Source organism: Hyphomonas sp. UBA4494 (genome assembly GCF_002388935.1).
Lineage (GTDB): Bacteria > Pseudomonadota > Alphaproteobacteria > Caulobacterales > Hyphomonadaceae > Hyphomonas.
Genome location: NZ_DGNK01000003.1, coordinates 91,628 through 104,970, shown reverse-complemented (window position 1 = coordinate 104,970; position 13,343 = coordinate 91,628). Strand labels below are relative to the sequence as shown.

11 protein-coding genes are annotated in these 13,343 nt (G+C 55.8%); 8 read left to right on the top strand and 3 right to left on the bottom strand.

Annotated elements, in window-relative coordinates:
- Positions 1-23: 23 nt before the first annotated feature.
- The 5 genes from B2P82_RS01250 (at position 24) to B2P82_RS01230 (ending at position 5,270) form a co-directional block, all read left to right on the top strand.
- Positions 24-239 (top strand): helix-turn-helix domain-containing protein, encoded by a 216-nt coding sequence (locus B2P82_RS01250; protein WP_034743400.1) that lies wholly within the window; start codon positions 24-26, stop codon positions 237-239.
- Positions 229-663, top strand: coding sequence for a DUF2840 domain-containing protein (locus tag B2P82_RS01245; protein WP_290494571.1), 435 nt, complete (start codon positions 229-231; stop codon positions 661-663). The genes B2P82_RS01250 and B2P82_RS01245 overlap by 11 nt, the downstream gene beginning before the upstream one ends.
- Complete coding sequence (locus B2P82_RS01240) at positions 663-1,403, top strand: S26 family signal peptidase (RefSeq protein ID WP_290494570.1); 741 nt, start codon at positions 663-665, stop codon at positions 1,401-1,403. The genes B2P82_RS01245 and B2P82_RS01240 overlap by 1 nt, the downstream gene beginning before the upstream one ends.
- Complete coding sequence (locus B2P82_RS01235) at positions 1,400-3,295, top strand: DUF3363 domain-containing protein (RefSeq protein WP_290494569.1); 1,896 nt, start codon at positions 1,400-1,402, stop codon at positions 3,293-3,295. Before B2P82_RS01240 ends, B2P82_RS01235 begins: the two co-directional genes overlap by 4 nt.
- 289 nt (positions 3,296-3,584) lie before the next feature.
- On the top strand, positions 3,585-5,270 hold the full coding sequence (locus B2P82_RS01230) for an N-6 DNA methylase (protein WP_349679713.1): 1,686 nt from the start codon (positions 3,585-3,587) through the stop codon (positions 5,268-5,270).
- On the opposite strand, the gene B2P82_RS01225 is transcribed toward B2P82_RS01230, so the two are convergent.
- From B2P82_RS01225 to B2P82_RS01215, 3 genes are all read right to left on the bottom strand, one after another.
- On the bottom strand, positions 5,267-5,908 hold the full coding sequence (locus B2P82_RS01225; protein WP_290494567.1) for a hypothetical protein: 642 nt from the start codon (positions 5,906-5,908) through the stop codon (positions 5,267-5,269). The two genes, B2P82_RS01230 and B2P82_RS01225, sit on opposite strands and share 4 nt — an antisense overlap.
- A gap of 70 nt (positions 5,909-5,978) precedes the next feature.
- Positions 5,979-7,130, bottom strand: a complete 1,152-nt coding sequence (locus B2P82_RS01220) for a response regulator (protein ID WP_290494566.1) — start codon at positions 7,128-7,130, stop codon at positions 5,979-5,981.
- Between the two features lie 18 nt (positions 7,131-7,148).
- Positions 7,149-9,431, bottom strand: a complete 2,283-nt coding sequence (locus B2P82_RS01215) for an ATP-binding protein (protein WP_290494565.1) — start codon at positions 9,429-9,431, stop codon at positions 7,149-7,151.
- A gap of 376 nt (positions 9,432-9,807) precedes the next feature.
- Here B2P82_RS01215 and B2P82_RS01210 point away from each other — a divergent pair, with 376 nt between their 5' ends.
- Genes B2P82_RS01210 through trbB form a run of 3 tightly spaced genes read left to right on the top strand, consistent with a single transcriptional unit; the run spans position 9,808 to position 13,338 of the window.
- Positions 9,808-11,871 (top strand): IncP-type conjugal transfer protein TraG, encoded by a 2,064-nt coding sequence (locus tag B2P82_RS01210; RefSeq protein ID WP_290494564.1) that lies wholly within the window; start codon positions 9,808-9,810, stop codon positions 11,869-11,871.
- Complete coding sequence (locus B2P82_RS01205) at positions 11,868-12,329, top strand: CopG family transcriptional regulator (protein WP_290494563.1); 462 nt, start codon at positions 11,868-11,870, stop codon at positions 12,327-12,329. Before B2P82_RS01210 ends, B2P82_RS01205 begins: the two co-directional genes overlap by 4 nt.
- On the top strand, positions 12,322-13,338 hold the full coding sequence (gene trbB / locus B2P82_RS01200) for a P-type conjugative transfer ATPase TrbB (RefSeq protein WP_290494562.1): 1,017 nt from the start codon (positions 12,322-12,324) through the stop codon (positions 13,336-13,338). The genes B2P82_RS01205 and trbB overlap by 8 nt, the downstream gene beginning before the upstream one ends.
- Positions 13,339-13,343: the final 5 nt, after the last annotated feature.

Genomic DNA, 13,343 nt, shown 5'->3' with positions numbered 1-13,343 from the left:
TGGCATCAGGAAAGCGTTTCATCATGCAGACCGACGGCATTGGCGAAAGCCCGTTCCTGACCACAAAGGAAGCGGCACGGTTCCTTCGCGTGTCAGAAAGAACGCTCCAGAACTGGCGCTACGCCAGTCTCGGTCCGGTCTACCGAAAGCATGTCGGTGTTGTCGTCTATCATGTCGATGACCTTCTCCGTTTTTCAGCGTCCAGCCACCGCCCAGGAGACGCGAAAAATGGCTATTGATCTGACGCTTGTTTCACTTGTGGAGGATCAAAATGGCCTGACCGAACGCCTGCTCTTTGGTGCGCCGCGCATGATCCGGAACACCTGCGATCACAGGCAGATGGCCGCCTTCTTTCCGGGCGATGTGTTCGGATATGAGCGCAGGCGCACCACGTTTCGAGCTGCCGCGGACTGGCAATTATTTATCATCCGGGCCGGATCATCAGGTGACCGGATCAGCCGAGTTTCAGGCATAAAGCCGGGCGGCATCCTGTTCCTCTCTGCGCTCCATTCCCATCATGCGAGGCGCGCTTTCGAGGCGATCAATGCCATATCCGAGCGCACCGATCCAACCACCATCTCCGCCGCCTTCTGGCAACGCCTGTCCACGCAATTGCAGGCCGGGCTTCCGGTTGAACACCTTCTTGAACGAGAGGTCTGGTGATGGATCAGGACCGCGCGATACCGCTTGCCTTGTCTGCCCTTGGAGCAGGGATTCTCTGGGCGGGATTTGTGCTGAAACCGGCACCGAGACTGCTCTACAATCCGAGCGAAAGCGCACCGATTGGCTGGTACAAAGTGGAGCCGCTCAAGATAGCCAAACGCGGTGATCTTGTGGCATCCCGCCTGCCCGGACACGCCGAAAGCCTGGCCGCAACACGTGGATACCTGCCGGCAGACATACCGGTCATCAAGACCGTCTGGGCCGTTGTGGGCGATAGGGTTTGTGTGGATGCCGGCGTATTGACCGTTGCTGGCCAGCCGCCCCTGCCCCTGCTTGGACAGGACCGGTCCGGTCGGCCCCTGCCCGTCTGGACCCAAGGCTGCACATCCCTTCGCCTGGGTGAAATCCTTCTCATTTCGAATGAGACCCCGGAATCCTTTGACAGCCGGTATTTTGGCCCCGTGAGCCTGTCGCATGTCATCGGGCGGGCTGTGTTTCTGGGGGATATCTCCTGGCACACTCCTGACGAGAGAGAGGCATCGGATTGGGAGGGTGGCGATTGCAAGATAAAAGCTCATGGAGCCAATGAAGGGTCATCGCCTTGTCTGCACATCGATTTTTATGGCTCTATCACTGAAGACATAGCTCCGTCGTCTGAGCGAATGCTCAATGACGACTACAGGATCGGATGGCTCCATTCCGGAGAACTGGCCTGTTTCCCGCCGGAGCAGCCGGAATGAGCACGCCGCCGGACAACCCGTTCACGCCGAGACCTGGCAGGATTCGCTCGGCCGGATCAGGGGGACGCGCGAAGACTTACCTCACGCGGATGACGAGGGCTTTGTCGTCCGCCGGCGGCGCTCGCCGCACCACCCTGCCCGCCCGGCCGCGCCCAATCCCACGCGGCGGGCAAAGGCGCGTTATCGTCAAGGCGCGCATCGTCCGTATGTCGGCATCGAGCGCCGCGGCCCTTGCCGCGCACATCGGATATATCCGGCGCGACGCCGCGCTTGAGGAGAAGGATCGCGGCAAGCTCTTCGATGCCGTGAGCGAGGATGCGGGCGTTTCCGATCTCACCAAGTCCATCGCGGATGACCGGCATCATTTCCGGTTCATCGTCTCGCCTAAGGACGGCGCGGAAATGGCGGATCTCAAGCCTTTCGTCCGCGACCTCGTCTCGCAGATGGAAACCGATCTCGGCACGCGGCTCGAATGGGTCGGCGCGGTGCACCATGATACGGGCCGGCCGCATGCTCACCTCGTCATCCGAGGACGCCGTGACGATGGCTCAGACCTCGTGATGCCGCGGGCGTACATATCGCACGGGATCCGCGAACGTGCGGAGGACATGGTCACACTGGAGCTTGGCCCGGAGACAAGGCTCGAACAGGAGCGGAAACTCAACGCCGAAGTTGCCGCCGAACGGGTGACGCGGATCGATCATTTCATCGCCCGGCAGATTGATCCTGAGGGGGAGTTCCGGCTGAAGGACAGCTCCTCACACTATCGCACCCTTCATGCCGCCCGGCTACGGACACTGGAACGGCTTGGGCTTGCCCAAAAGCTCGGTGCCGGACGTTGGCAGATGCGGGAGAATTTTCGGGGCGTGTTGCGAGATTTGTCCGAGCGTCATGACATCATCAAGACGATGAACCGTGCGCTCGCCGGACGCGGAGACCGGCGGCTGGATGCGGACACAATCTTCGACAAGTCTGATCCGGATGGGCGAAGTGCGACAGGCGCAGTCCTACAGACGGGGCTCACAGGTGAAGCACATGACCGGGCTTACGCGATCATCGACAGTCTCGACGGCCGCGCTGTCTTTGTCGAACTTGGCGTTGCAGGTGAGTTCGAGGAACTGAAGCGCGGCGCGATCGTCACCGTGTCGCCGCCAAACCTTGAACCGAAACCTTCAGACATCACGATCGACCGAATCGCGCGGGCGAATGGCGGGGTCTATTCGGCAAGCCTGCACCAAGCCGACGATCCGCGATCAGGTCCGGAATTTGTCGCAGCGCATGTGAGAAGACTGGAAGCCTTGAGGCGCGCTGGTCATGTCGAACGGACAGCCGACGCGGACTGGAAGATCCCACCGGATTATCTGGATCGCGCGAAAGAATACGAACGGGCGTTTAGGTCAGCGCAATTGCTCGTGCGATCTGAGCTTGGGCTGAAGGATCAGGAAACTGCGCTGGGCGTCACCTGGCTGGACGAGGCGCCTTCCGCATCCGGCGTGCCGATTGGGTTTGGCGAGGAGGTCGCTGAGGCGCAGGTCAAACGGCGTGCGTTTCTGGCGGGGATCGGAATGAATGTGGAGGCAGGCACAGGGCTATCCGCAGCACAGAAGTCTGAGCTGTTGAAACGCGACCTTGCGCAGGCAGGGCGGTCTCTGAGTGAAGAGATCGGGAAGCCGTACTCGCCGGCGCCGGAACGCGGTCATGTGGATGGCACCTACCGCGAACCAGTTTCCCGGGTGAGCGGTAAGTTTGCGGTCATCGAACGGCACCGGGATTTTACGATTGTGCCTTGGCGCCAGGTGCTGGAACAGCGGCTTGGGATGGCGGTGTCGGGTGTTGTGCGCGGGGGTAGGATTTCGTGGACACTGGGGCGCGGGATTGGAATGGAACGCTAATAGCGAATGCGTATTTCGTGCTAGAATACTAAATATGCCGAAAGACTGGGAACCGACAAGATATTCGACCTAACATCGTTCCTGGCGGCAGCAGGGCCGTGGCCCAGAATTGTAGCTGAATCTCAAAATAATATAGCGGGTCGAAGGCCTCAAGTCATTCCACTCAACCTAAGCAAGTGACAGAACCAACGGAATCGATGAAATATGATAGCGTATCGAACGCAACAGACTGTTAATCTTTGTGCACTGGAGCTTAAGAATTTGAGACCATTATCGGACACGCAAATTAATGCACCGAAGGTTTGTCTCTAATATGGAACTAGGTTGCCCCAAAAGGTCTCTGGGTGCTTTTTACACACCTGAAGTCTTGTCCGACATACTTTGCCAGTGGGCAATCACCGATGCCACCAACACAGTTTTGGAGCCTAGTTTTGGGGGATGTGGATTCCTTCAGTCCGCAAAATCTACCTTAACTCGTTTAGGTCAACCCGCGCCGGTGAAGCAATTGTATGGATGCGATATCGACCCACGAGCATTCGGCCACCTGCAGTCGATTTTGTCGCAGCCTGTAGATACCGAACGATTCCATCTGGGAGATTTTCTTGCATTCAAGCCTCACGAGACCTGGCCAGCGAAATTTTCGGCGGTTGTAGGAAACCCTCCATATCTTCCATATCGCAAGATTGATCGTGCGGCTCGAGCGCGTGCACGTGCCATTTTGTCGGCTGCCGGTTTTGATATAGATCTCAGAGCGAGCCTGTGGGCCTACTTTGTCGCACTTTCCTGCCAATACGTTGAGACGGGCGGGCGAACAGCCTGGATCTTGCCAAGTAGTTTTCTTCACGCGAACTATGCAATTGATCTAAGGAAATTTCTCGCCAGACAATTTCCCACGATGCGGGCATTCGAGCTTGAACAACGGTTCTTCGTGGCGGACGGAACGGAAGAGAAAACTATCGTCCTTTTGGCCGCAAATAAGGTTGACCAAACACTAAATGTCCCCAATGCGAGCACAGACATCGACCTAGTGCGCTGCAAAGGGTTGGAAGAACTCACTGAGGCTATCCAGAACTGGGACAATGGCTACTCTGAGCGCACATTGAATTGTGGTACGTCTGTCGCTGACGGGCTACAGACAGATGCCCGTGCGCTCATGGCAGATTTAGCCAAGTCCACATCAGCCACTCTGCTCGGTGACCATGTCGACATCAGAATTGGCTTGGTGACTGGCAATAATAAGTTCTTTGTTCTCGACGAAAGCACACGCAGGCAGAGCCACCTGAATAGCAACGAGCTTCTTGGCATATTGTCGAAGTTTAAATACGCACGTGGCTTGCAGTTCGAAGAAGCGGATCACGCAGAATCACTTAGGCAGGGCGGTCGAGGATACCTTGTTAGCTGCACAACTATTGAAGAGGCTTCAGAGTACTTGAAGGAGTACCTGAACTCTTACTCTCTAGAGGATCGGAAGCAGTGCGCTACGTTTAGGAAACGTTCCGTGTGGCACCACCCCGACGACGGGAACGTCCCTGATGCGTTTTTTCCTGTTATGCATCATGGAGGGCCGCGGTTAGTCCTAAATGAGGGAAAGTACCCCTGCACTAACACGATACATCGCGCATTTTTTAAAAGCGACACTGGGATGCTAGATCGAAAGCTGACTAGCTTGACTTTATTGTCGTCATTTTCGCAAATATCATCGGAGATCGAGGGGCGCTCATATGGAGCTGGTGTGCTCAAACATGAACCGAGGGAAGCTGAGAGAATACTAATTCTTAAGCCGAAGATCCATGGAAACACAATAAATTCAGTTTATCGACAGGCGGATATCCTCTTACGCAGCGGCAAAGTAGACGGTGCACGCCAGCTGGTTGACGCCTCCTTATTTGAAGCTCTGGGGCGCACTAACGCTTCACGCGACATAGAAATCTTGGATAGTGCTCTCAGGGAGATACGAAGCCTAAGGCACCGCTAAGGTCGACGATCCGCCCACTGATCATTCCAAGAAGCATCCAGCAATACATTGGCGCCTGAAACGCCTATAGATTTGGACAACTGGGCCAAGTAATGTGGATAGCATATTTTTTGGGATTGATGGATAAGTGCTAACCATCGACGTTCCTGGCGCAACGATTGTATCCATATTTCCTGAAAAAAATTTGCGGCTACGACCTCGCAGAGCAAAATCACATCCATTGGAGGAGTAAACCACCGCGGCTGCTGCACCGAAGAATCTAGGTGATTGTGAGGAGCATGCTTATACCCACCGTATTGCAAATGCGTTATCGGCCCTGGCTGATCCAGGTTTGCCATATCGAAATGCCAACGCGGGCAATGCACGCTTTCATCCTCGAATTCCAATGTGAGAGCGATATCCCACTTTTTGAATGGAATGGCCTCCGAGTTCGCCGGTGTAACAACACTGATTTCCTTAACACCAATTTTGGGAATGAATTTTCGCCCCTGCCGATCAACACAAGGGAGGAAGGAGACCGGATTTTGTATCGGAATACTATAGTCCCAAGCGAGCTCAGTCTTGCTTTGCAACTTATCTGCGGCCTCAGAAAGAGCGGCAAACCCTTCGGGAGTGAGAATTCTGGTATTCAGCAGCATGGTCCCACAACTATTAAGGGCCTTTGACATCTCCTTATGAGTCGGGACAACCGTCGTAGCGACCATCGAACTACTCGCCCGGTCGTTTGATTATATTCGATCGTATGTCCCTTACGATTTGCTCATCGGCCTCCTCGATACGTATCTGCTTGCGTTCCAACTCCTCTTGCCGATCAACGCAATCATAACATATCCGCCCGCGCTCACTGAACGCCGTAATTCGTGGATCGAATGCAGCGACGGAATATCGGAGTTCAGTTGGCCCGTCGCACACGCGACAAGCTGTGACGAAGAATTCACTAGACGTCCCACTCCAACGCGACACTGCGGGTATGATCTCAAGATCGAACTTCGCATTCAGAAGGCCAACTCGTTCGGCACCGATGATACCACTCAATGGATAATCAAAAGTCTCGCCCGCCCACTGATTAAATCGATGTCGCCAAAAACGCTTCCAATGGGAGGAGAAGACGCCATCATACAGGAACTCGTCAAAACCTGCTGCGGCGGTGAGCGCGGAAAACCCGTTATGATCATTCTCGGAAATGCCTAGCCTAGCGCGCAAAGTACTTTCATCCAGCAAAATGCCTGGCTTCTCTATTAAGCGCTTCAGGATTTGCCTAGCGATCAAATGAGTGGCTTCTGGCTCGCCTCCTGCGTTTACTAGTAACGGCTTCAGACCCTCTGTTGGGATGGTAGCGTATTCGTATTGCTCCAATTTTAGCAGGCTTCGCACCAAGTGCTCAGAGTCAACATTGTCCGTGATCTGCTTAATGTCACTATATGCTGTTACTAGACCGCCAAGTGCTGAGAGCATGTCATCGCGAGAGCCGGGCTCTGGCGATTGCAACTTCGCTTTTAAAAACCAAAGATCGAACAGATCATGTGAAGTTTTATCCGGCGCGAAAAGGTTGCGAATATTTTGCTCGGTTGAGAGCAATACTATGGGCGCGTCGTTGTCAGGATGCTCCAAAAACAACTCTCTTAAAACCTGCGCAAGTCCGCCCGCTCGAAAATCAGAATCATATCCTTCCTTTCGAACAACGTCCAAGCGGTAGTCCATAACGATGATATCCGGCACGATATGAAGCACACGCTTGCTGACGTCTGAAATTGTTGTGGGGGGAACGATTTCAGAAAAATCTATCCCACCCTGACTAAGCAATGCACTTAAAACACGCTGCTGGTCCTCATCGTCGTCAATAAATATTCCTTTGGTCATAGCCACGCCCTCTTCACCCTAGATCGCTTGAAGAGTTACCTCAAAAGCTGTTAAAAAACCCTCCGAGGCATCGACAAGGCGCGCTTCGCCCCCGTAATTAGAAGCGATGTCGGATACAATGGTGAGACCTAGACCAGTCCCCGGACCTGCGACCTCATCTCTCGAGAACTCTGTCGTCGTGTAGAAGGCGTCGAATATCTTGGCCCGATCATTTTTTCGAATCTCATAACCATTGTCCTCAAACCGGAGTTTCACCAGAGATCCCGATTTTATGGCCCGAATTCGTATCGCTGGCCGTTTGGTCCCAGCCCTTTGAAAGGCTTTGATGGAATTTGTGAGGAGATTGAATAGAATTGAATCAAATTCGCTTGTGTGCATGGGGCAACTTCGAAGGCTTTTCGGCTCAACTTCGATATCAAATCGAACTCCGTACTTGTCGAGGTAAGAAGAGAATTGTTTAGTGAACCTGTCGATCGCGCCGCGAATTGGGACCGGTTTCAGCTTTCGCGTTCCTGTAAAGGAAGTTAGATCTTCTATGTATCCACCGAGATCAAATACCCGCCCGATCGCTACTTCAAGAGTTCCTGCCGTACCTTGTAGTGTCGCTCTTTGCTGGGCATCCCTGAGTTCCTTTAGTTGCAAATTAAGAAGTGAAAAACTTCCGGATGTCAGACTTGTGGCGCTTTTGATCTCATGTCCGAAGACGCTGATAGAGAGACCGAGTGATGCTAAAATTCGAAGCATATTCTCATACTCGATCGTGCGAACTCTCTCCTCTTCGGTCTGTGTCTCAAAGTTGATGACCGCTTCGCTGGCCGATTTCCGCACTAGAACCAACGCATCTCGGAACTTTTCCTTGGCATCATCAGTCACGAAAGCTTCCTCCATATCCAAGAGGGTGTCTTCTAAGTCGTCAAAGGACTCTTCGATGACCTTTGACGGTTTTGGCTTACCCACGACCTCCAACGGCTTTGTCGGTTTCGGTTTTCGCGCACGAACGGCTGCAATTCTCAGAACGGCCCACTCAAGGCACTGTCTGGCAAAATGGGTGAGCTCAACAAACGCGTCATTTTCTACTAGACCTTCTCGGGAGCTTGTCTCTTCCAACAGAGCGTTGTCGTCACCAGATATGGACACATGCCCGAAAAAATTGAAATTATTGAATGGTGGAAGAATGAATCTTCGACCAGCGTCGCGATCTAGTTGGAGCCAGTCATTGCTTCCTTCGCCATATGGCAAGACCCGGAAACTGTTTCGATGGATTCTGATGCCTCCAAACTGATCTCCCAATTTTCGGGCTGCTTTGACGGAAATCCCGGGTACAACGTCACTTGAAAAAATGAAGTACCTAGCCTGCAATTTCACAGGGCCCGTCAATAGGTAGCGCGTGTCCGATATTTTCTCATCTGTTACGTTGAGATTATCGGATTTGTACCGGAACGTTGCTACTCCATTCTTGTCGATAGTCCCTTCGATAGTGGCCAACGCGTACTGCAGAAGACTTTCTTCAATTGAAATGGAGAGATCATTTCCGTCTTTGTCACTACCATTTAATTCAACTCTAAAGCCGGGATCCTCGACTTTTAAGCGAGCTTTTCTCCGAGGTTTTGTAATCGGGAACGGTGGCTGCAAAAACAAGATGGATTTCCAAACCGTTTGTAGACTTGCCTCAGTCCACGCATCGCGAAGCCTATTTATCCGCAATGTCGTCCCGTGTGTCTCTAAAGGCGAGTCGTACTGTTCGATGCTTGTCCAAACAGAAGAAAGCTTGCGCCCCGCTACGAATTCCTCGTCCCAATTAAATCTTACTCTGTACCCGAGGACTTCGCCTTCAACGGTGGTTTCGAGAATCAGCTCCTCACCAAGCCGTTGCGTCGCAAACCGACCTATTCCTTTTCGGCCGGCACGCGGTCTATTAAATATGGGAGACGTGTCTGAGTTGATTTTTGAGCTTGTGGAAAGGGTCATCCACGCATCACGAATAACATCCCGGCTCATGCCTATGCCGTCGTCCATGACGACCATCGACCCATTTGGTTTGTCAAAATTATACAATTCGACGCTAACGTTCGTGGCGTCAGCATCGTATGCATTCTTGATGAGTTCAGAAAGCGCCGTTTCTCTCTTGGCGACCAACTCTAGGCCAAGGCGGTTGATATGACTTGCCTCAACAGAGAAGCGAATTTTGTCTTGAGCAAAATCAGCTAGCTCATCAGACAATGACGCGATCGCGGCAAAGTCGGGGGTCTCCTTAGCCAACTCCTTTTCGATCTGCTTTCTAATGTCTCCAGGCTTTGCCATGTTCGCTAATTCAATCTCCACGTTTCGTTTTGAACTCGTCGTACCTAAAATTCGCACCAGCTGACACCGATTCTTTCCGAACGCACCTCCGAGGCCGTTATACTGACGTCACTTCAACAGCCCACACTACTGATAATCAAAAGGAATTTTGAAGGCCAGAACCTATGGTGGCAAAACTGCCAGACCAAACTGTGAGTAAAGGGTATATCGATTTGTCATGAAAACAGGCTTTGCCCAGGGTACTTAGGACCCCCCCCAGATTCTACCCCAAGCTTCACGTTCACCACCCAGTTGTTCCCGAACCTTCAGAATCCCCCCAGATTTCCCCCAATTTCCTCTCTGGAGACTGAGGCGGTGATTGGCCAGGTTCTGTGTCATGAAACATGGCACAAACCTCTTCTGGCAGATCCTTCTCGTCTTGGCTGTTGTCCTCACGGCAGTCTGGTGCGCGACGCAATGGACGGCCTGGTCGCTTGGCTGGTCGCCGCGGCTAGGTGAGCCGCTCCTCCTCATACTCGACATGCCGGTGTACGTGCCCTGGGCCTTTTTCGGCTGGTGGTATTCGTTCGATGCCTATGCTCCAGATGTGTTCGACCGGGGCGGATTGATAGCTGGCTCGGGCGGTATTGCAGCCATTTTGATTGCGGTGACCGGATCGATCCTCCGGGCACGGTGGGACAAGCGGGTCTCGACCTTCGGGTCGGCGCGCTGGGCAGAATGCAAGGATTTGCGTAAGTCCGGCTTGCTGAAACCTTCTGGTGTGTTCCTGGGTCAGGCTCAGGGAGCCTATCTCCGCCATGACGGGCCGGACCATGTCATGGCCTTTGCGCCGACAAGGTCCGGCAAGGGCGTCGGGCTTGTCGTGCCAACACTCCTCTCCTGGCCAAATTCGGTTCTGGTGCACGACATCAAGGGCGAGAACTGGCAGCTGACATCCGGCTGGCGCTCGGAGTTCTCGCATTGCTTGCGGTTCGATCCGACGGACATTGCGTCAACTCACTTCAATCCCCTGATGGAAGTGCGCAAGGGCCATTGCGAAGTTCGAGACGTCCAGAACATTGCCGACATTCTCGTGGACCCGCAGGGCAAGCTTGGCGATCTCGGCCACTGGGTCGACAAGGCCAACTCGCTACTCGTCGGCGTCATCCTGCATGTCCTTTACGCCGAGCGGGAGAAGACACTGGCGCGTGTATCGAGTTTCCTTGCCGATCCCGACCGGACGTTCCGCACGACGCTGTCGATCATGCTCCGGACAAATCACCTTGGCACAAGCGAAGCGCCCAAGGTTCATCCCGTTGTTGCCGAGACGGCGCGTGAGCTGATGAACCAGTCGGAGAACGAGCTTTCCGGCGTGTTGTCCACCGCGCTGCGCTTCCTGTCGCTCTACCGCGACCCGGTCATCGCGGAAGTGACGTCGCGGAGCGATTTCCGGATCGAGGACCTTGTGTCCGGCGACCGGCCGCTTTCGCTCTACCTGGTCGTCCCGCCCTCGGACCTGTCTCGTACGAAGCCCCTCATGCGCCTTATCCTGAACCAGGTCGGCCGGCGGCTCACTGAACATCTGGAGATACGTCCTTCGGTATTCTCGCGTGGCAGATCGGTTGTAGCAAACGTTCTGAGCGCTTGCGGGCTCCTTGCTCCTCGAGTGTCTCTGGTTGAAGCAAAGTCCCGTCGGCGGGTCCTGTTCATGCTGGACGAGTTTCCGGCCCTTGGGCGGCTCGACTTCTTCGAGAGTGCGCTCGCCTACATGGCTGGCTATGGGCTCAAGGCCTTCCTGATCGCGCAGTCGCTGAACCAGATCGAGAAGGCCTATGGCCCCTCGAATGCAATCCTCGACAATTGTCATGTCCGGGTGGCGTTCGCGACCAATGACGAGCGCACGGCCAAGCGGATTTCCGACGCGCTTGGCACCAAAACCGAACAGCGGGCGATGAAGAACTATGCCGGTCACCGGCTCGCGCCCTGGCTGTCGCACAAGATGGTCTCCCGGCAGGAAACCGCCCGCCAATTGCTGACACCCGGCGAAGTGATGCAGCTGCCGTCGGACCAGGAACTTGTCCTTGTCGCCGGCTCGCCTCCGGTACGGGCGCTGAAGCTTCGCTACTACGAAGACCTGAACTTTACCGAACGGCTGAAACACGCGCCGGACTTCGCGGCCTGCATTCCGGACGTGCGGGGCAATGACTGGGGGGCCGAAGTTCGATCAATCCATGAAGGCCTGATGCAGGCTGCAGAGCTCGAGCCTGAAGTCGAGGGCCTTGGGCCTCAGAAGGCACGGGATGCCGCCAGGGAGCGCGCGCAGGTCTCTGCGCCCGCGAGGACCGGCAGACCACAGGCAAAGCCGCGCGGCGCCCCGCAGCCGAGCCTCTTCGATGCCCTTGTGCAGGCCGAGAGCCTGGAACAGGCAACCGGCATCGACCTGACGGGGAATGGCCAATGAAGCCCCGGATCCAGCCCTATATCTCGCCCGAGACCCATCACCGGCTGCAGGCCATGGCGAAACGCCCGGGCCTCTCCGAAAGTGCCATCGTCGACAGGGCGCTGGTGGCTTATTTCTCCGGCGAGGCCGACAATCAACGCGAAGCGGCCATCAACCGCCGGCTCGACCGGCTGACGCGGCAGTTCGGGCGGATCGAGCGGGACAATCTCGTCCTTGCCGAAACGCTCGCGACGTTTGTGCACTATTTCCTGACGGTGACCCCGCCGGTGCCTGCCAACCAGGTCGAGGCGGCGCGCGCCAAGGGCGACCTTCGGTTCGATCTCTTTGTCCGTCAGGTCGCCGAGGCCCTCCGGTCCGGACAGCGCATTCTCCAGAACGCGGTCGAGGACGTGACGGCTGAGGCGGCCAGCCTTGGAAGCGATCCTGAGCACATGAGTGGGGAGCGGGCCGATGCGTGACGCACTGAGCCAGACACGTACCCGTGCCATGCTGGTGACGGCGCTGGGTACCGAGATCGTTGCCGCGCTGAACGATCCCGCCGTGGTCGAAATCATGATCAATCCCGATGGCAGACTCTGGATCGAGCGGCATGGGCCTGGCCGGACCGAGTCCGGTCTGATTGTCACCGCTGGCGACGTGGAGCGCGTCATCCGGCTCGTCGCAAGCCATATGGGCCGGCGTGTCGATGCAGCCTCCCCCATCGTGTCCGCAGAACTCCCCATTGGCGGGGAACGGTTTGAAGGCGTCCTGCCGCCCGTCGCGCCGGGGCCCTGCTTCTCGATCCGCAAGCCTGCGGGCCGGGTGATCGCATTGGATGAGTATGTGTCGTCCGGCATGATGGCTACCCATCATGCCGAGGCCCTCCGGCAAGCCGTTTTGGACCGTGACAACATCCTCGTTGTCGGCGGCACGGGCTCCGGCAAGACGACGCTTGCCAATGCGCTGCTGGCCGAGATTGCCCGGACCGGCGACCGGCTCGTCATCCTCGAAGACACGCGCGAGCTTGTTTCGGCGGCAGAGGACTCGGTGCAGCTGAGGACGCAGCCGGGATCCGTCTCCTTGGCCGACCTTGTCCGCTCGACGTTGCGGCTCCGGCCTGACCGGATCATCATCGGCGAAGTCCGGGGTGCTGAGGCCCTCGACATGCTGAAGGCCTGGAATACCGGCCATCCGGGCGGCATCGCGACGCTGCATGCAAATTCCGCCCTTGGCGGGCTCTCCCGGCTCGAACAGCTGATCGGCGAGACCTCGGCGCAGGTGCCGCATGATCTCATCGCCGAGACGATTGATTGTGTCGTCTACATCACGCGGCGCGCAGGTGCGCACCGTGTCGAGACGGTCGCGCACATGAACGGGCTTGGACGCGGCGGCTATGATCTTATCCCTGTCCAGCCGGACCTGCAGCTCGTTCTGCCGAGCCTTCCCTTTTCCGAACCGCTTCTCTCCACCGCTCCAGAAAGGACGTAACTCCA

Bases quoted from the DNA above. Each gene is read 5' to 3' on its own strand.
- B2P82_RS01250 (WP_034743400.1), top strand. From the start codon at position 24: ATGCAGACCGACGGCATTGGCGAAAGCCCGTTCCTGACCACAAAGGAA.
- B2P82_RS01245 (WP_290494571.1), top strand. From the start codon at position 229: ATGGCTATTGATCTGACGCTTGTTTCACTTGTGGAGGATCAAAATGGC.
- B2P82_RS01240 (WP_290494570.1), top strand. From the start codon at position 663: ATGGATCAGGACCGCGCGATACCGCTTGCCTTGTCTGCCCTTGGAGCA.
- B2P82_RS01235 (WP_290494569.1), top strand. From the start codon at position 1,400: ATGAGCACGCCGCCGGACAACCCGTTCACGCCGAGACCTGGCAGGATT.
- B2P82_RS01230 (WP_349679713.1), top strand. From the start codon at position 3,585: ATGCACCGAAGGTTTGTCTCTAATATGGAACTAGGTTGCCCCAAAAGG.
- B2P82_RS01225 (WP_290494567.1), bottom strand. From the start codon at position 5,908: ATGCTGCTGAATACCAGAATTCTCACTCCCGAAGGGTTTGCCGCTCTT.
- B2P82_RS01220 (WP_290494566.1), bottom strand. From the start codon at position 7,130: ATGACCAAAGGAATATTTATTGACGACGATGAGGACCAGCAGCGTGTT.
- B2P82_RS01215 (WP_290494565.1), bottom strand. From the start codon at position 9,431: ATGGCAAAGCCTGGAGACATTAGAAAGCAGATCGAAAAGGAGTTGGCT.
- B2P82_RS01210 (WP_290494564.1), top strand. From the start codon at position 9,808: ATGAAACATGGCACAAACCTCTTCTGGCAGATCCTTCTCGTCTTGGCT.
- B2P82_RS01205 (WP_290494563.1), top strand. From the start codon at position 11,868: ATGAAGCCCCGGATCCAGCCCTATATCTCGCCCGAGACCCATCACCGG.
- trbB (WP_290494562.1), top strand. From the start codon at position 12,322: ATGCGTGACGCACTGAGCCAGACACGTACCCGTGCCATGCTGGTGACG.